This is a genomic window from Rhizobacter sp. LjRoot28, assembly GCF_964253025.1.
GTDB lineage: Bacteria > Pseudomonadota > Gammaproteobacteria > Burkholderiales > Burkholderiaceae_C > Rhizobacter.
This window is the reverse complement of record NZ_CAXUQC020000001.1, coordinates 2,939,361-2,956,100: the sequence shown is the minus strand read 5'-3', so window position 1 is coordinate 2,956,100 and position 16,740 is coordinate 2,939,361. Positions and strand designations below refer to the sequence as shown.

Sequence of the window (16,740 nt, the reverse complement as noted above, 5' to 3'; positions counted from 1 at the left end):
TGCCGTTTTTTCCGGCCCGGCCGGCAACCGCGGACGGCAGAATGGCCTGCAGTGACATCACGGTCACGGCGGGCAATCCCTGGCCGTCACCCGTCGTCACGCTCCCCACCTCCGAGGTTCGCCTCATCATGTCCCTCGCATCCCGCCAGACACGCCCGTCAGGGTTCGCCCTGCTCTGGCTGCTGCTGCTCGCAGCACTGGTGCTGCCGGCGTCGCCTTGCCTGGCCGTCGGCCTGCCTTCGGCGGTGCTGGCCGGCGGCACCGAGCCCGTTCGCATCGAGCAGGGCGTGGAACTGCTCTTCGAGGGCCCCGACGAGTCGCTGACGGCCGAGCAGGTGGTGGCGCCCGAGAACGCCGGCCGCTGGAAGGCGTACCGCGGACGCAAGATCAATGTCTCGCGCCAGATCAGACCCGTCTGGGTCCGGTTCTCGGTGCGCAACGATGCCGCCCCAGGGAAGGTCTGGTGGCTCGGCATCGAATCGCCCCTGCTGGAGCAAGTCGACCTCCATTCGCGCGACCCGGCCACCGGCGCGTGGGATGCCGTCCACCGGGCGGCCTCGGGCGTCACCGATGCGTCCAAGCCGCTGAAAGACCCGGCCTTCGTCTTCGCGCTCGACCTGCCATCGGGCGAGACGCGGGAGTACGTGATGCGGGTCGCTTCCGACGCCGCACTCTACGTACCGCTGGTGGTCTGGCAAGCCAAGGACTTCCAGCAGCACCGGTTCGACATGGCCGTGCTCATGGGCGTGCTCTTCGGCATGCTGGGCGTGATGTTCCTCTACAACGCGGCGCTCGCCGTGTTCGCCCGGGCGCCGATGTACGCCATCTACAGCGTGTACCTGCTGTCGGTGCTGTTCTACGAACTCAGCGTCACCGGATACGGCGCCCTCTACCTGTGGGGGCACAGTGACTGGTGGCTCCAGCACGCCTACGAGGTGACGGCTACATCGAGCTTCCTCGCCGCGTGCGTGTTCTTCCGCCTGTTCCTCGACCTGCGCCACGGGATGCGTCACCTGCGCATCATCAACAACGTGCTGGTCGCGTTCTGGGCGACGGCCCTGGTGGGCGCTGCCTTCTTCTCGTCCCTGTTGCTGTCGGCCGTGATGGTGGTGATGGTGCTGGTGGGTACCTTGCTCGCCATCTATTCGTCGATCGTGCTCGTCTACCAGGGGAACCGGGACGCCCGCTACTTTGCGCTGGCCTGGTTCGCCATCGCCGTGGGCACGGTCATGACCGTGCTCACGCTCGTCGGTGCGATCGAGGGCAACTGGATCACCATCAATGCGCAGCATGTGGGATTCGTCGTCGAGATCGTGCTGCTGTCGCTGGCGCTCGCCGACCGGATCCGCCGCGACCGCGAGTCGCGCGAGGCGGCCCAGCGGGAGGCGCTCGACCTCACCGAGCGCGTCCGCCTCGAACGCGAGGAGAAGATCCAGGCGCAGGAGCACGCCATCGCCTTGCAGGCCCGCGCCAACGAGACGCTGGAGCAACGCGTGCGCGACCGCACCTTGCAGCTCGAGCGCACCCTGGCCGATCTGGAAAAGGCCAATGTCGAGCTCGGCCGGCTCAGCACCACGGATTCGCTCACGGGTGCCCACAATCGCCGCTACTTCGACGATGTGCTGGCCAAGGAAGTCGAACGCTCGCACCGCACGCACACACCGCTCGCGCTCGTCATGGTCGACATCGACCACTTCAAGCAAGTGAACGACACCCTGGGTCACGTCGCGGGCGACGAGTGCCTGCGTCTCGTGGCCGCGGCGCTGCGCCGCACCGTGGGCCGCGCGACCGACCTGGTCGCCCGCTTCGGCGGCGAGGAGTTCGCCCTCGTGCTGCCTGGCACCGCGGCAGAGCAGGCCGTGGAACTGGCCGAGCGCGTCCGGCTGGCCATCGAGGCCCTGGTGTTCGAGCATGGCGGGCAGCGCACGCCCATCACGGTCAGCCTTGGCGTGGTGGCGAAGGTGACGCAGCCGGGCCAGTCGGTCGAGACCTTCATTGCCGAGGCAGATGCCGCGCTCTATGCGGCAAAGGCCGCCGGCCGCAACCGCGTGGTGCTGGCAGGCGTCGCGCCCGGTCTCAGCGCGGTCTCTGCAACTGCCACGTGAGGTGCGTGCGCACCGTGGGCCACTCGGCCGCGGTGATGCTGTAGACCGCGGTGTCGCGCAGGTTGCCGTCGGCGGTGCGCTGATGGGCCCGAAGGATGCCGTCGAGTTGCGCGCCCAGCCGTTCGATGGCGCGCCGGCTTGCCGCGTTCAACCGGTGCGTGCGAAATTCAACCGCGATGCACTGGTGCTGCTCGAAGGCATGCCGCAGCAGCATGAGCTTGCACTCGGTGTTGAGGGCGCTGCGCTGCACCCGTCGTGCGTACCAGGTGCCGCCGATCTCGAGCCGCTTGTGCACCGGATCGAGGTTCATGAGGCGTGTCATGCCCACGGGCACACCGGCCGCGTCAAGCACGGCAAAGGGCAGCACACGGCCCGCGTCACGCTGGGCGAGCAGGTCCTGCACCGCCTGGGCCAACACCTCGGGCGCGGGGACGGAGGTGTACCAGAGCTTCCACAGCTCCCCGTCCTGCATCGCCGAGGCCAGCCCCGGCACGTGCGCGGACGACAGCGGGGCCAGGGTGGCGTTCGTGCCCTCCAGGGTGACGGGTGCCAGCCAGTTCACCGGTTGTGCTTCTGCATGAAGACCAGCTTCTCGAACAGCGAGACGTCCTGCTCGTTCTTGAGCAGCGCGCCGACCAGCGGGGGAACCGTGACCTTCTCGTCCTTGGACTGCAGCACGTCGAGCGGGATGTCCTCGGCCACGAGCAGCTTCAGCCAGTCGATGAGCTCCGAAGTGGAGGGCTTCTTCTTGAGGCCCGGCAGGTTGCGCACGTCGTAGAAGCGGCGCAGGGCGGCGGTGAGGAGCTCCTGCTTGAGGCCGGGGAAGTGCACGTCGACGATGGACTTCATCGTGTCGGCGTCGGGAAACTTGATGTAGTGGAAGAAGCAGCGGCGCAGGAAGGCGTCCGGCAGTTCCTTCTCGTTGTTCGAGGTGATGAACACGAGCGGCCGGTGCTTCGCGCGGATGAGTTCGCGCGTTTCATAGCAGTAGAACTCCATGCGGTCGATCTCGCGCAGCAGGTCGTTCGGGAATTCGATGTCCGCCTTGTCGATCTCGTCGATCAACAGCGCCACGGGTTGATCGGCCGCAAAGGCCTGCCAGAGCACGCCCTTCACAATGTAGTTGTGGATGTCCTTCACGCGTTCGTCCCCGAGCTGGCTGTCTCGGAGGCGGCTCACGGCGTCGTATTCGTACAGGCCCTGCTGGGCCTTGGTCGTCGACTTGATGTGCCACTGCAGCAGGGGCAGGCCCATGGCTTGCGCCACTTCCTCGGCCAGCATCGTCTTGCCGGTGCCCGGCTCGCCCTTGACGAGCAGCGGGCGCTTCAGCGTGGCCGCGGCATTGACGGCGAGCATCAGGTCATCGGTGGCGACGTAGTTTTCGGAGCCTTGGAACTTCATACGTGCGTGTCGGTTGAGGGTGGAGTCTGAGCAGGGTGTCGGGTCAGTATAAGGGCCCCTATAATCGCCGGCTGTCCGAAGACTCGCCCAGCCGAACCATGAAACAGTCGTTCTCCAAATTCATTCCCGTGGTGATCGCCGCACTGGCTGGCATGGCCTCGGCCCAGGCTCAGCAGGCCGCGAGCACCACCGCCGGCGAGAAGAAGGCGGCCATGTGCATCGGCTGCCATGGCATTCCGGGCTACCAGTCGAGCTTCCCCGAAGTGCACAAAGTGCCCATGATCGGCGGCCAGAGCGCCAAGTACATCACGGCCGCCCTGGTGGCCTACCAGAAGGGCGAGCGTCGGCACCCGACGATGAAGGCCATCTCCGCCTCGCTCACCGAGCAGGACATCGCCGACCTGTCGGCCTTCTACGAGAAGCAGAGCGTCGCTGCCGCCCAGGCCGAGGTCGCCGCCCCGTCCGCCCAGGTCAAGGCGCTGCTCGACAAGGGCAACTGCGTGTCCTGCCACGGTGCCAACTACAACACGCCGATCGGCGACTACCCGAAGCTCGCCGGCCAGCACCCCGACTACCTCTATGTCGCACTGAAGGCGTACCAGACGGCCAACAACCCGCACATCGGTCGCGCCAACCCGACGATGACGGCCCAGGTGCAGAACTTCACGCATGACGAACTGAAGCAGATGGCCAAGTACATCGGCTCCCTGAAGTCCGACCTGACCGTCCAGCCACAGCCCCGCTTCCGCTGATGCGCAAGGGGCGCTGGTGCCCCTGACCGAGAAAGGCCGCACACTGTGCGGCCTTTTTTTCGTCCGTCGCGGCCGTCGTCAGGCAGGCGAATGCCTCCCGACGCACACTGTAGGACTGTCATTGTCCCGCCTCGCCCGATGCTGAAGAAGATTGCCGTCCGCGACGTGCGCCTCGGTATGCACATCCATTCCCTGTGCGGCGCGTGGCTGGACCATCCGTTCTGGAAGACGAAGTTCGTCCTCGAGGATCCGGTCGACCTGGGCAAGCTGCAGGGCAGCGGCGTGACCGAGTGCTGGATCGACACCGGCAAAGGCCTGGACGTGGCCGTCGCGCCACCAGCCGCCGAGCGGCAGGCCGCGGGCGACGGTGCCGCGGCGCCTGGGGCGGCCCGGCCGGCAAGCGCACCCGCGGCGCCCGTGGCGCCGCCCGAGTCGACCGAGTTCGCCGAGGAGGTGCGGCGAGCGTCGGCCCTCATCGGCAAGTCGCGCCAGGCCGTGACCGAGCTTTTCTCGCAGGCGCGGCTCGGCCGGGCCATCGACGCCGAGGAATGCCTGCCGCTCGTCGACGAGATCGCGAGTTCGGTGTGGCGCAATCCCGGGGCGATGGTGAGCCTGGCCCGCCTCAAGACGCACGACGACTACACCTACATGCATTCCGTGGCGGTGTGCGCGCTGATGATTGCGCTGTCGCGCCAGCTCGGTGCCGATGAGCAGGAGACGCGCCTCGCGGGCCTGGCCGGTCTGCTTCACGACATGGGCAAGGCGGCCATGCCGCTCGACGTGCTCAACAAGCCCGGGCGCCTCACCGACGACGAGTTCCGCGTCATCAAGTCGCATCCCGAGCGTGGCTTCGAGATGCTTCGCGAAGGGGGCACTGCGCCGGTCGCCGTGCTCGACGTCTGCCTCCATCACCACGAGAAGATGGACGGCAGCGGGTATCCGCGCGGGCTCGTGGGCGAGCAGATCTCGCGCATGGCGCGCATGGGCGCGGTCTGCGACGTGTACGACGCCATCACCTCCAACCGCCCGTACAAGGCGGGCTGGGACCCGGCCGAGGCCATCCGCAAGATGGCCGAGTGGCGCGGCGGGCACTTCGACGACGCGGTGTTCCAGGCGTTCGTCAAGAGCCTCGGCATCTACCCCACCGGCTCGCTCGTGCGCTTGCAGTCCGGCCGTCTTGCGGTCGTGGTGTCCCAGAACGAGCGTTCGCTGGTGACGCCCGTCGTGCGGGTGTTCTTCTCCACCCGCTCGCAGCTGCACCTGCCGCCGGAGCTTCTCGACCTGGCGCACCCCGGTTGCAGCGACCGGATCGCCGCACGGGAATCCAACGCCCAGTGGAAATTCACCCACCTCGACGAGTTGTGGGCCGGCCCTGAGACGCTCAAGCGCCTGGGCAAGTAGGGGCCGCCGCAAGGCCAAGGGGCGTGCGGCGCACGGCCCTTGAGGTGCGCCTCTAAACTGCGGGTCTTTGCACAGGAGACCGCAGATGCGCCGATCGTTCGCCTTGGCTACCCTCGTCCTTGCGCTGGCGAGTCCCGCGCTGTCGCAGACCCTGCGCTGGGCATCCCAGGGTGATGCCCAGACGATGGACCCGCATTCGCAGAACGAGTCGCTCACCAACCAGATGAACGGCCAGGTCTACGAGACGCTGATCAACCGCGGCAAGACCCTCGAACTCGTGCCCGTGCTGGCCACCGAATGGAAGCAGGTGGCTCCCACCCGCTGGCGCGTGAAGCTGCGCCCGAACGTGCGCTTTCACGACGGCTCGCCGTTCACTGCGGCCGATGTGATCTTCTCCGTGCAACGCGCCCGGGCCGGAACCTCCGACATCGGCGTCTACGCCGCGGCACTCGGCACGCCGCGTCAGGTCGATCCGCTGACCCTGGAGTTCGACCTGCCACAGGTGAACCCGGTGTTCGAGCAGCACCTCACCACGCTGCCCATCATGAGCCGCGCCTGGGCAGAGAAGCACAAGGCCACCGAGCCGGTCGATTTCAAGGGCAAGTCCGAAGGGTATGCCTCCTTGAATGCGAACGGCACCGGCCCCTTCATGCTGGTGTCACGCCAGCCGGATGTGAAGACGGTCTACAAGCGCAACCCGGCCTGGTGGGGCAAGTTCGAAGGCAACCTGCAGCAGGTGGTGTACACGCCCATCGCGAGCGACGCGACCCGCACCGCGGCCCTCATCTCCGGCGAGATCGACTTCGTGCTCGACCCGGTACCGCAGGACGTGCCTCGCTTGCGCAACACCCCTGGCGTGAAGGTGATCGACGGTCCGGAGAACCGCATCCTCTTCATCGGCATGGATCAGTCACGAGACCAGCTGCTGTACGGCAGCGTGAAGGGCAAGAACCCGTTCAAGGACGTGCGGGTGCGCCGCGCCCTGTACCAGGCGATCGACATCGAGGCCATCAAGACCCGGCTGATGCGCGGCCAGTCGCTGCCGACCGGCGGCATCACGCCCTCTCCGCTCGGCGCCTACAACGACCCCGCCATCGAGAAGCGCCTGCCGCACGACCTGGCTGCCGCCCGCCAACTCATGGCTGACGCCGGCTATGCCGACGGCTTCGAGGTGACGCTCGATTGCCCCAACAACCGCTACATCAACGACGAGGAGCTCTGCCAGACGCTGGCCGCGATGTGGGCCCGGCTCAAGGTGAAGGTGCGCGTGAACGCCATGCCGCGCAGCCTGTACTTTCCCAAGCTGCAGAAGCTCGACACGTCCATGTACCTGCTGGGCTGGGGCGGCTCCATCACCGACGCAGAGACAACGCTCACCCCCATCCTGCGCAGCCGCGGGGAGGGCGGCACCGGATCCTGGAACTTCGGTGGCGTGAAGGACGCCCGCCTCGACGAGCTGGCCGCGGCCTCCAGCCGCGAAGCCGATCCGAAGAAGCGCGAGCAGCTGGTGCGCGATGCCCTGCGGCACCACAACGAACAGGTGCTGCACCTGCCGCTGCACCGCCAGGTGATTCCCTGGGCGTCCCGTGCCAACGTGTCGGTGGTGCACCGGGCGGACAACTGGCTCGAGTGGAGCTGGATCACCGTCGACGCCAAGGGCGCGAAGTGATGCGGGCTGCCCGGCCATGCTCGGCCGGGCAGGTCAGGCTCGTCAGGGCGTGCGGCGCTTGGCGATCAGGCCGTAGACGAACAGAACGATCAGGGCGCCGATGACCGAGGCCACGAGGCCGGCGCCTTCACCGTCGCCATACCAGCCCATCGTGCGGCCGAGGAAGTTGGCGACCAGCGCACCCACGATGCCCAGCACGGCGGTGAGGATGAACCCCATCGGGTTCGGTCCGGGCATCAATGCCCGTGCGATGAGGCCCGCGACGAAGCCGATCAGGATGGTCCAGATGATGCCCATGGTGAATCTCCAATGGTGGTTCGAGGTGCCGGCAGCGTAGCAAGCCGGCAGAAGCCGGCGTGTCGGACAGCGCGCCGACTTCGCGTGTCCACAATGGCGCGGATTGCATGGGGCCGGGCAACCGCAACCCGGAGCGCGCCGCCGAGCGGCAAGGCGAGCGCGCAAGGCCGTGCACTCTGCCGCACAGCCAGGCACGGCGTGGCCGAAGACATCGGTTAGTGTCATGGGCTCCGCAGCGTGCGGGCAACAACACGACCATTCAGGGAGCTTTCATGTCATCCAGTGCCCTTTCCACGCGCCTGCGCCTTGCCGCGCTCGGGTTCGCCTTCGCGATGGCCTCCGTCTCGGCCCAGGCCGCCGACGCCGAGGACACCGAACCGGCTGACGATGTGCCGGCGGCTGGTGAGTCGCAAGCGGCGCCTCCCGTCCGCATCGACGAGAGCCTCGCCAAGTTCTGCTTCATTCCCGGCCGGCCCTCGGGCGACGTGAGCTACACCGTGGTCCGCAAGCTCAAGGTGGGCAAGGGCACTTACGGCAAGGTCACCGACATCCTGCCCCAACTGGCCCAGCGCGCACGCGGCCTCGGGGCGCACGCCGTCGTGGACTACGACGCCGGTCAACGATTCGGGTTGTTCCCGTGGCGGCTCGTGCGCCCGGTGGTGCGCGGTACGGCCATCCGCTGGAACGGCACGCCGCCCACGGACTGCACGGCACTCGGTGGCGGCACGCTGGAGACCATCATCGCCGAGGACCGGGCGCCCGCCGACGTCGGCCGGCCGGCGGGGGCGGACGCGACGCCGCCCAGCGCAGCGCCCGCCTCGTCGGCCGCGCGCTGAAGACCTCAGGGCCTGGTCGAGCGGTCCGCTCGAGGGGGACCGTCTCGCTTCAGGACCGGCTCGCCTCCGGCTCACGCCTCGATCGCGCTGACGCGACAGGCGGTCTGGCGGGACGCCCGTCCGGGCACAATGCGGCCCCCCTTTTCCGAGTCCCGATGAGCGAACCCCTGACCCCCGCCGAAACGCTGGCCCGGCTCCTGTCCGGCCGGCTGCAAGGCGCGACTCGGCTTGACCTGCGTGGTCTCGGTCTGACCGAACTCCCTCCCGAGGTGCTGGCGCTGGCCGACACCCTGGAGGTGCTGGACGTGTCGGGCAACGCGCTGGTCACCTTGCCCGAGCAGCTCGCCGAGTGCCGACGCCTGCACACCGTCTTCGCCTCCGGCAATCGGCTCGCCGCACTTCCGGCGGTGCTGGGCCGACTGCCGCTGCTGGACACGCTCGGCCTGAAGGCGAACTTCATCGCAGAGGTGCCGCCCGAGGGCCTCTCGCCCAGCCTGCGCTGGCTCATCCTGACCGACAACCGCATCTCGTCGTTGCCCGACACGCTCACCGAATGCAGCCGCCTGCAGAAGCTGATGCTGGCCGGCAACCGGCTGCGCCGCCTGCCCTCGGCACTGCACCGCTTGCATCGGCTGGAACTGGTGCGGCTGGCGGCGAACGCCTTCGAGCGCGCGGAGGACGCATTGCCGGACGCACTGCTGGCGCTTCCCCGCCTGGCCTGGCTCGCGCATGCGGGCAACCCGTTTCATGCGACGCGGGAGCAAGCGGCGGTGACCACGGCGGGCCAGGCCATTCGGTGGCACGACCTGCAGGTGGGGGAACGCCTGGGTGAAGGCGCCTCGGGGCACATCCACGCGGCGCGCTGGAACCAGCCTGACGGCCCCCCGCTCGACGTCGCGGTGAAGCTGTTCAAGGGGGCCGTCACCAGCGACGGCCTGCCGCGCAGCGAGATGGCCGCCACCCTTGCCGCCGGCCGACACGACGGGCTGCTGGGCGTGCACGGCGTGATCGACGGTCATCCCGCCGGAACACCGGGCCTCGTGCTGCCGCTGCTCGGCTCGGCGTGGTCACCCCTCGCGGGCCCGCCGAGCATGGCGAGTTGCACGCGGGACATCTACGCCGAAGGGCAACGCTTCGCGGGCGACCGGGCCCTGGCCATCCTGCGCTCGGCCGCGTCGGCCCTCGATCACCTGCATGCCTGCGAACTCAGCCATGGAGACCTGTACGCCCACAACCTGCTGGTCGACGGTCGGGGTGGCGCGTTGCTGAGCGACTTCGGGGCCGCGTCCTTCTGGCCGGTGAACGATCCGTCCCGGGCCGCGGCCCTGCGCGCCATCGACCGGCGCGCACTCACGGTGCTCGCCGATGAGGTGGCGGCGCGCTGCGATGTGCCTGAAGCCGTGCGCCAGGCGACAGCCTGACGGCCCTCATGCCGGAGCGGCACCCGACAGCAATGCCGCGTTGCCGCCGGCCGCTGCGGTGTTGATGGTCACGGTCTGCTCGGCGCAGAAACGCAGCAGGTAGTGCGGCCCGCCGGCCTTCGGCCCGGTGCCGGACAGGCCTTCGCCGCCAAAGGGCTGCACGCCCACGACGGCGCCGATCATGTTGCGGTTCACGTAGACGTTGCCGACGCGCGCCAGGGCAGCCAGGCGCAGCGCGCGCGAGTCGATGCGGGTCTGCAGGCCCAGCGTCAGCCCGTAGCCGAGCGCATTGATGCGGGCGATCGTGTCGGCCGGATCGCCCGACCAGCGCACGATGTGGAGCACGGGCCCGAACACCTCCTCCTTCAGCGCCTCGATGCCATCGATCTCGAAGGCAGCCGGGGCGAAGAAGTTTCCTTCCAGGCCCGCAGGCAGCGGGGCACGCGCGACGGTCCGGGCCGTGAGGGCGAGCCGCTCCAGTTCCCTCGAGATGCTGGCGTGCGCTTGCGCATCGATGAGCGGCCCCACGTCGGTGGCCACGCAGGCCGGGTCACCGACCACCAATTCCCGCAAGGCGCCCGCAATGAGGTCGATCACCTGCTCCGCGATGGCCTCGTGAACGCACAGCAGCCGCAGCGCCGAGCAACGCTGGCCGGCGCTGCGAAAGGCGCTTTGCACGACGGCGTCGACGACCTGCTCGGGCAGCGCGGTGCTGTCCACCACCATGGCGTTGATGCCACCGGTCTCGGCGATCAGGGGCACGATCGGACCGTCCTTCGCCGCGATGGCCCGGTTGATCGACCGCGCCACCGCGGTGGACCCGGTGAAGCACACGCCAGCCGCGAGCGGGTGCGCAACCAGCGCGGCCCCGACGGTGTCGCCGGCGCCGTGCACCAGTGCGAGGGCGTCGCCCGGCACGCCCGCGGCATGCAGCAGCGTGACGAACCGCGCCGCCACCGCAGGTGTCTGCTCGGCAGGCTTGGCCGCGACGGCGTTGCCCGTCACCAGTGCGGCAGCCACCTGGCCGGCAAAGATCGCCAGCGGGAAATTCCAGGGGCTGATGCAGATGAACACACCGCGGCCGCGCAGGTGCAAGGTGTTGGTTTCGCCGGTCGGGCCGGGCAGGTGCTGGCTGGCCAGGCTGGCTTCGGCCAGGTCGGCGTAGTAGCGGCAGAAGTCGATGGCTTCGCGCACCTCGGCAACGCAGTCGCCCAGGGTCTTGTGGGCCTCGCGCACCAGCAGGCCGCAGAACTCCGGCACGCGAGCCTCCAGCGCGTCGGCCGCGCGACGGAGCACGCTGGCGCGCTCGGCGAGCGGGCGTGCCGCCCATGGGGCGAAGCCGTGGTGCAGGTGGGCCATCACCTTGCCCACGTCTTGTACCCGGGCCTCGGGGACCGGCCCTACCCGAACCTCGGCCACGGCCTGCTCGTACAGGGCGCGATCGGCGCGCACGGCGAGGTCGACGCCGTTCGCGTTGCGGCGACCCGAGCGGCCATCCCAGCCGTAGAGCGCGGCCGGCAGTGGCACGCCGCTGCCTTCGGCCACGTGCAGGGGCGACTGGAGCAGTTGCTCGACCGGCACCGCGTCGTCCGTCAGTTGATGCACGAAGGAGGAGTTGGCGCCGTTCTCCAGCAGGCGCCGCACCAGGTAGGCCAGCAGGTCACGGTGCTCCCCGACCGGTGCATAGACCCGCACCCGCGCATCTCCGGCCTGAAGCACTTCGCGGTAGATCGCCTCGCCCATGCCATGCAGGCGCTGCAGTTCGTGAGGGGCATTGCCCGCCCGCGCCATCGCCTGGATGGCCGCGATCGTCCCCGCGTTGTGCGTCGCGAACTGCGGGTAGACGACGTCGGCATGCTCGATGAGGCGCGCCGCGCAGGCCAGGTAGGCGATGTCGGTGTGGTGCTTGTGCGTGAACACCGGATAGGCCGGCAGGCCCAGCTCCTGCGCCCGCTTGATCTCGCCGTCCCAGTAGGCCCCCTTGACGAGGCGCACCATGAAGCGCTGGCCACGGCTGCGAGCCAGTCGCACCACTTCGTCGACCACCTCGCGCGACCGCGACTGATAGGCCTGCACCGCCAGACCCAGGCCGCGCCAGCCCGGAAAGGCGGCGTGGGCGCGGCGCGCGAGCGCCTCGAAGACATCCAGTGAGAGCTCCAGCCGGTCGCTCTCCTCGGCGTCCACGGTGAGATGAATGTCGGCATCCGCGGCGGCCTCGACGAGGGACATGGCCCGCGGCAGGAGCACATCCATGACCCGTCCCCGCTGGGCCTCCTCATGACGAGGAAAAAGGGCGCTGAGCTTGATCGACATGCCGTCGCGCTCCTCGGGACCGTTGCCCTGTGCGTGCTGCGCGATGTGCGCAAGCGCCTGACGGTAGGCCGCCAGGTACCGCAGCGCGTCGGCATCGCTGCGGGCTCCTTCGCCGAGCATGTCGTAGCTGAAACCCGGGCCGGGCCCGGACCGACGTGCGCGCCGTGCCTCGGCCAGGGCGTCCGGCATGTCGCGGCCGAGCACGAATTGCCGGCCGAGCAGCTGCACCGCCCGCACGGTAGCCGCCACCACCGTCTGGGCGCCCAGCCGCTGCAGCAAGCCGCCGGGCGCCTCACCCTCCGGCAGCAGCCGGCGCGACAGTCCGATGACGCTCGACGACAGGTTGGCGATCACGGGGTGGTCGGAGGAGGCCGGGCCGGCGAAATCGGCCTGCCGAAGCTGGTCGGCCGTGAGCGCCATGGCAGTCGCTGCATCCGGCACCCGCAGCAGCGCCTCCGCGAGTCGCATCAGGGCGATGCCTTCGGCGCTCGACAACGGGTAGTCCTTCAGGAGCGACTCCAGCGCCCAGAACGGTGCCGGCTGTGTCCGGACGGCGGCCACCCATGGCGCGGCGCGCGCGGCGACCGAATCCCAGGACAGGCTGGACGGCAGTTGACCGAGCAGGGCTCGAACGACAGCCTGCTCGTCGCGGCAGGGGTGGGGCAGCCGGTCGCGGGTCCGGCATGCCGGAGGTTCGACGTTGTCGTCGGCCATGGTCGTGCTCCAGGGTGCGCTGCAGAACATGCTAAGGCGCTTTGCGATGTTCCACACGCCGGCGCGACCCGAGTGGAAATTCCCGGGCGACGGGCGCGGGGCCCATGCCGGCTTGCGGGCCAGTAGACTGCGGATCGATGAACCGAGGATTCCGCCCACCGATGTCCCGCAAGATGCCTCCCTCCAAGGAGGAATCGGCACTCCTGCCTCCGTTCGCGGGCCTGCCCCTGTCGCGCATCCATGTGCCGCAGACGGCCCAGCAGGTCGATGCCGCGTGGTCCGAGCTGGGACGCTGTGCCTTTGTGGGGTTCGATACCGAATCGAAGCCCACCTTCACCGCGGGCGAGGTGTCGGGCGGCCCCGACGTCATTCAACTGGCCACCCCGACCGACGCCTGGATCTTCCAGCTGCGGGTGGACGCCTGCCTCGATGTCGTGCGGCAGGTGCTCGAATCGCAGGACGTGGTCAAGGTCGGCTTCGGCCTGCACAGCGACCATGCGCAGATCCGGGCGCGCCTCGGGGTCGAGGTGCGGCCGGTGATCGACCTCGACACGGTCTTCAGCCGCCAGGGCTACCCGCGCACGATTGGCGTTCGCGGTGCGATGGCGGTGGCCGCCGGCCTGAGCTTCAGCAAGTCCAAGCGGACCACGACCTCGAACTGGTCCGTCGCGCAGCTCGACGCCCGCCAGCTGACCTATGCGGCCAACGATGCGTTCGCGGCGCTGAAAGTGCTCGAGGCACTGGCGCCCTCGGCCGACGAACTCGCGCGCTGGATCGACCGCCGCCGCTGAGGACAGCCCCGCGGTTTCAGCGCCGGCGCACCGCGGCCGCAGCCGCCGCCGCGTCGGCCTCGGCCTCCCGCAGCTTGTCCTTCTTGCTCTTGCGCGCGCCCTTGACGCCCCCGGTGGCCTGGGCCTCGGTGGCCGTCTCAGTCGGCTCGAAACCGCGCACGAGTTCGCGTTGCACCCTCACGCCCTGGCGCTTCTCGATGAGGCGGAAGTGGGCTTCGGTGGCGGCGGTGATGAAACTCACCGCCAGCCCCTCGGCGCCCGCGCGGCCGGTGCGGCCGATCCGGTGGACGTGGTCGGCGGCCGAGCGTGGCAGGTCGTAGTTGACGACGACGGGCAGCTCGACGATGTCGATGCCGCGCGATGCGATGTCGGTGGCGACCACGATCTGGCCGTGCCCCGACTTGAAGTCCTCGAGCAGCCGCGTGCGGGCGCCCTGGCTGAGGTCGCCGTGGAAGGCGGCCGCCTTCAGGTCGCGGCGGCGCAGCTTCTCGGCCAGGTGTTCGCTGCCGTGGCGGGAGGCGACGAACACCAGCACGCGCGTCCATCCCTCCTGCCGCACGAGGTGGGCCAGCAGGGCGGTGCGGCGGCCTTCGTCCACCAGGAACGCGCGCTGTGCGATGGACGGCACGGCGAGCGGTTCGTCAGCGATTTCCACCTGTACCGGATCGGTGAGGTGGCTGTCGGCCAGGGTGCGCACGGCGGCCGGGAAGGTGGCCGACAACAGCAGCGTCTGGCGACGCGGCGGCAGCAAGGTCAGCACAAGGTTCAGTTCGTCGGCGAAGCCCTTGTCGAGCAACCGGTCGGCCTCGTCCAGCACCAGGGTGGTGACGTTCGACAGGCGCACGGCGTTGTGCTGCACCAGGTCGAGCAGGCGGCCGGGCGTGGCCACGACGATGTCGGCGCCACCGCGCAGCGCCATCATCTGCGGGTTGATCGATACGCCGCCGAACACGCACTCGACGCGCGGCGGGCGTGCCAGTCCCGGCGCCAGCGATTCGAAACTCTCGGCCACCTGCACCGCCAGCTCCCGTGTGGGCACGAGCACGAGGACGGAGACCCGCCGCGGCGTGGTGATGGGCGCCGTGGTGAAACGCTGCAGCAGCGGAAGGACGAAGGCGAGTGTCTTGCCCGTGCCGGTGCGGGCCTGGGCGCGCACGTCGCGCCCCTCGAGCACCGGTCCGATGACGGCCTGCTGGACGGGCGTGGGTTCGTGTGCGCCGACGGCATTCGCGGCCTCGGCGAGGCGGGGCGAGATGCCGAGCGCGATGAAGGAGTCGGTCATGCGCTCAGTCCTGCGTGGCACGACGGCGCACGCAGTCGATGTACTTGTCGCCGTCGGGCGGAAGGCCGCTGCGCTGCGACTCCCACATCATCTGGCCGAGGCACTCCATCACCTCGTGCTGCGCGTCGTGGCGGGAGCCGCGGCGCGCCGCGAGCAGCTCGTAGGCCTGCTTGATGCCGCGGGGCTGGTCGATGCTGACCTGCTCGCTGATCGACAGGTGCATGGACAGGTGGAGGAACGGGTTCTCGCGGCCCAGGTCGGGGTCGTAGACGGCGGCCAGCGCCGCCTCGGCATCGGCGAAGTCGCCGTGGTACTCGGGGTGCTCGGCGATCCAGTCGGCGGCCAGGGCTTCGAGGGGCGTGACGGGGCTGCCGTCGCGCTGCTTGCGGTAGGCGTCGCAGAAAAAGCGGCGCACGTCGTGCTGTGAAGGGGCGAACATGCCCGATTGTCGCCTGCATTGACCAGGCTGGCAGGCCGCCGACGCGGGGGCGGGTCTCCGGCGTGACAGCGCATCGTGAACGCCCGTGCAAAGATGCCGCAGAATAGCGGACTGTCGCAAGGTTACCGAGGAAAGACACATGGCCACCCGTAGTTTCATGATGACCGCCGAAAACTTCATGGGGGCAGGCTGCCTGCCTGACGCCATGACGGTGTTGCAGACCCGCGGCTTCAAGCGCGCATTGATCGTCACCGACGCACCGCTCACCCAGCTGGGGGTGACCGAGAAGATTGCCGCGCTCCTGCGCGAACGCGGCCTCGAAGTCGCGGTGTTCGATGGCGTGCAGCCGAACCCGACGGTGTCGAACGTGGAGGCGGGCCTCGCCGTGCTGAAGGCCTCCAATTCCGATTGCCTGGTCTCCCTCGGTGGCGGCTCGCCGCACGACTGTGCAAAAGTCATTGCCGTGCTCGCCACCAATGGCGGCTCCGTCATGGACTACCGCGGCCTCAACAAGGTGAAGGTGCCCCCGCTGGCGCTGGTGGCCATCAACACCACCGCCGGCACCGCGAGCGAACTGACCAAGTTCGCCGTCATCACCGAAGAGACGCGGCACCTGAAGATGTCCATCGTCGACCGGCAGATCGCACCGCTGATGTCCGTCAACGATCCCGAGCTGATGCGCGGCATGCCGGCCTCGCTGACGGCGGCGACGGGCATGGACGCCCTGACGCACGCGGTCGAGGCCTACGTGTCCACCATGGCCACGCCGGTGACCGACGCCTGCGCGCTGCACGCCATGCGCCTGATCGGCCAGTTCCTCCCGCGCGCCGTGTCCAACGGCAAGGAAGACCTCGAGGCCCGCGAACAGATGGCCTATGCCCAGTTCCTCGCGGGCATGGCGTTCAACAACGCCCTGCTCGGCTATGTGCACGCGATGGCGCACCAGCTGGGCGGCCAGTACAACCTGCCGCACGGCGTGTGCAACGCGATGCTGCTGCCCCATGTGGAAGCCGTCAACGCCAGCGCCTGCGCCGCGCGCCTGGCGGACGTGGCGCGTGCCCTCGGCGTGGACACGGCCGGCATGTCGGTGGAGGCGGCAGCCGAGGCCGCGGTGCAGGCGATGCGCAACCTCGCGAAGACGGTCGGCATCCCGGCTCGCCTCTCGGAGCTGGGCGTCAAGCGCGAAGACTTCCCCCTGATGGCGGCCAATGCCATCAAGGACGGCTCGGGCTACACCAACCCCAAGAAGCTGTCGCAGGCCGACATCGAAGCCATCTTCGAAGCGGCCTACTGACAACGTCGCCCCGCTGCCGCCCAGG

14 protein-coding genes are annotated in these 16,740 nt (G+C 69.2%); 8 read left to right on the top strand and 6 right to left on the bottom strand.

The window, feature by feature from the left end; translation table 11 throughout:
* Positions 1 to 41 precede the first annotated feature (41 nt).
* Positions 42 to 2,105: a sensor domain-containing diguanylate cyclase gene (locus ACSQ2F_RS13510; RefSeq protein WP_436023600.1), complete on the top strand. Its 2,064-nt coding sequence runs from the start codon at positions 42 to 44 to the stop codon at positions 2,103 to 2,105.
* Here ACSQ2F_RS13510 and ACSQ2F_RS13505 read toward each other — a convergent pair.
* Together ACSQ2F_RS13505 and ACSQ2F_RS13500 are read right to left on the bottom strand one after the other, a co-directional pair.
* Complete coding sequence (locus ACSQ2F_RS13505; RefSeq protein ID WP_436023598.1) at positions 2,077 to 2,667, bottom strand: GNAT family N-acetyltransferase; 591 nt, start codon at positions 2,665 to 2,667, stop codon at positions 2,077 to 2,079. The two genes, ACSQ2F_RS13510 and ACSQ2F_RS13505, sit on opposite strands and share 29 nt — an antisense overlap.
* The gene (locus ACSQ2F_RS13500) at positions 2,664 to 3,506 is read right to left on the bottom strand and encodes an AAA family ATPase (RefSeq protein WP_436023596.1); all 843 of its coding nucleotides are present in this window, start codon (positions 3,504 to 3,506) and stop codon (positions 2,664 to 2,666) included. Before ACSQ2F_RS13500 ends, ACSQ2F_RS13505 begins: the two co-directional genes overlap by 4 nt.
* A 98-nt stretch (positions 3,507 to 3,604) precedes the next feature.
* On the opposite strand from ACSQ2F_RS13500, the gene ACSQ2F_RS13495 reads away from it, so the two are divergent.
* From ACSQ2F_RS13495 to ACSQ2F_RS13485, 3 genes are all read left to right on the top strand, one after another.
* Positions 3,605 to 4,258 (top strand): c-type cytochrome, encoded by a 654-nt coding sequence (locus tag ACSQ2F_RS13495; RefSeq protein WP_436023594.1) that lies wholly within the window; start codon positions 3,605 to 3,607, stop codon positions 4,256 to 4,258.
* A gap of 138 nt (positions 4,259 to 4,396) precedes the next feature.
* Positions 4,397 to 5,659, top strand: coding sequence for an HD-GYP domain-containing protein (locus ACSQ2F_RS13490; protein WP_436023592.1), 1,263 nt, complete (start codon positions 4,397 to 4,399; stop codon positions 5,657 to 5,659).
* Between the two features lie 85 nt (positions 5,660 to 5,744).
* A complete protein-coding gene (locus tag ACSQ2F_RS13485; protein WP_436023590.1) occupies positions 5,745 to 7,328 on the top strand; it encodes an ABC transporter substrate-binding protein in 1,584 nt (527 codons plus the stop codon).
* A 42-nt stretch (positions 7,329 to 7,370) separates the two neighbouring features.
* Here the strand turns inward: ACSQ2F_RS13485 and ACSQ2F_RS13480 are convergent, their stop codons facing one another.
* Positions 7,371 to 7,625, bottom strand: coding sequence for a GlsB/YeaQ/YmgE family stress response membrane protein (locus tag ACSQ2F_RS13480; protein ID WP_436023588.1), 255 nt, complete (start codon positions 7,623 to 7,625; stop codon positions 7,371 to 7,373).
* Positions 7,626 to 7,897: 272 nt separating this feature from the next.
* On the opposite strand from ACSQ2F_RS13480, the gene ACSQ2F_RS13475 reads away from it, so the two are divergent.
* Both ACSQ2F_RS13475 and ACSQ2F_RS13470 read left to right on the top strand, forming a co-directional pair.
* Positions 7,898 to 8,461, top strand: a complete 564-nt coding sequence (locus ACSQ2F_RS13475; RefSeq protein WP_436023586.1) for a hypothetical protein — start codon at positions 7,898 to 7,900, stop codon at positions 8,459 to 8,461.
* Between the two features lie 155 nt (positions 8,462 to 8,616).
* Positions 8,617 to 9,882 carry a leucine-rich repeat-containing protein kinase family protein gene (locus tag ACSQ2F_RS13470; protein WP_436023584.1) on the top strand — a complete coding sequence of 422 codons (1,266 nt, stop codon included), beginning with the start codon at positions 8,617 to 8,619 and terminating at the stop codon, positions 9,880 to 9,882.
* A gap of 6 nt (positions 9,883 to 9,888) precedes the next feature.
* Here the strand turns inward: ACSQ2F_RS13470 and ACSQ2F_RS13465 are convergent, their stop codons facing one another.
* On the bottom strand, positions 9,889 to 12,909 hold the full coding sequence (locus tag ACSQ2F_RS13465) for an L-glutamate gamma-semialdehyde dehydrogenase (RefSeq protein WP_436023582.1): 3,021 nt from the start codon (positions 12,907 to 12,909) through the stop codon (positions 9,889 to 9,891).
* A gap of 161 nt (positions 12,910 to 13,070) precedes the next feature.
* Between ACSQ2F_RS13465 and ACSQ2F_RS13460 the strand changes: the two genes are divergently transcribed.
* Positions 13,071 to 13,700, top strand: coding sequence for a 3'-5' exonuclease (locus ACSQ2F_RS13460; protein WP_436023580.1), 630 nt, complete (start codon positions 13,071 to 13,073; stop codon positions 13,698 to 13,700).
* Between the two features lie 16 nt (positions 13,701 to 13,716).
* Here ACSQ2F_RS13460 and ACSQ2F_RS13455 read toward each other — a convergent pair whose 3' ends face one another.
* Together ACSQ2F_RS13455 and ACSQ2F_RS13450 are read right to left on the bottom strand one after the other, a co-directional pair.
* A complete protein-coding gene (locus ACSQ2F_RS13455) occupies positions 13,717 to 14,982 on the bottom strand; it encodes a DEAD/DEAH box helicase (protein ID WP_436023578.1) in 1,266 nt (421 codons plus the stop codon).
* Between the two features lie 4 nt (positions 14,983 to 14,986).
* Positions 14,987 to 15,421, bottom strand: a complete 435-nt coding sequence (locus ACSQ2F_RS13450; protein ID WP_436023576.1) for a DUF1841 family protein — start codon at positions 15,419 to 15,421, stop codon at positions 14,987 to 14,989.
* 139 nt (positions 15,422 to 15,560) lie between these two features.
* Here ACSQ2F_RS13450 and ACSQ2F_RS13445 point away from each other — a divergent pair, with 139 nt between their 5' ends.
* Complete coding sequence (locus ACSQ2F_RS13445) at positions 15,561 to 16,715, top strand: iron-containing alcohol dehydrogenase (protein WP_436023574.1); 1,155 nt, start codon at positions 15,561 to 15,563, stop codon at positions 16,713 to 16,715.
* Positions 16,716 to 16,740: the final 25 nt, after the last annotated feature.

Excerpts from the sequence above, each read along its gene's own strand:
- ACSQ2F_RS13480 (WP_436023588.1), bottom strand. The coding sequence starts at position 7,625 with ATGGGCATCATCTGGACCATCCTGATCGGCTTCGTCGCGGGCCTCATC.
- ACSQ2F_RS13510 (WP_436023600.1), top strand. The coding sequence starts at position 42 with ATGGCCTGCAGTGACATCACGGTCACGGCGGGCAATCCCTGGCCGTCA.
- ACSQ2F_RS13460 (WP_436023580.1), top strand. The coding sequence starts at position 13,071 with ATGTCCCGCAAGATGCCTCCCTCCAAGGAGGAATCGGCACTCCTGCCT.
- ACSQ2F_RS13475 (WP_436023586.1), top strand. The coding sequence starts at position 7,898 with ATGTCATCCAGTGCCCTTTCCACGCGCCTGCGCCTTGCCGCGCTCGGG.
- ACSQ2F_RS13500 (WP_436023596.1), bottom strand. The coding sequence starts at position 3,506 with ATGAAGTTCCAAGGCTCCGAAAACTACGTCGCCACCGATGACCTGATG.
- ACSQ2F_RS13495 (WP_436023594.1), top strand. The coding sequence starts at position 3,605 with ATGAAACAGTCGTTCTCCAAATTCATTCCCGTGGTGATCGCCGCACTG.
- ACSQ2F_RS13445 (WP_436023574.1), top strand. The coding sequence starts at position 15,561 with ATGGCCACCCGTAGTTTCATGATGACCGCCGAAAACTTCATGGGGGCA.
- ACSQ2F_RS13455 (WP_436023578.1), bottom strand. The coding sequence starts at position 14,982 with ATGACCGACTCCTTCATCGCGCTCGGCATCTCGCCCCGCCTCGCCGAG.
- ACSQ2F_RS13465 (WP_436023582.1), bottom strand. The coding sequence starts at position 12,909 with ATGGCCGACGACAACGTCGAACCTCCGGCATGCCGGACCCGCGACCGG.
- ACSQ2F_RS13470 (WP_436023584.1), top strand. The coding sequence starts at position 8,617 with ATGAGCGAACCCCTGACCCCCGCCGAAACGCTGGCCCGGCTCCTGTCC.
- ACSQ2F_RS13490 (WP_436023592.1), top strand. The coding sequence starts at position 4,397 with ATGCTGAAGAAGATTGCCGTCCGCGACGTGCGCCTCGGTATGCACATC.
- ACSQ2F_RS13450 (WP_436023576.1), bottom strand. The coding sequence starts at position 15,421 with ATGTTCGCCCCTTCACAGCACGACGTGCGCCGCTTTTTCTGCGACGCC.
- ACSQ2F_RS13485 (WP_436023590.1), top strand. The coding sequence starts at position 5,745 with ATGCGCCGATCGTTCGCCTTGGCTACCCTCGTCCTTGCGCTGGCGAGT.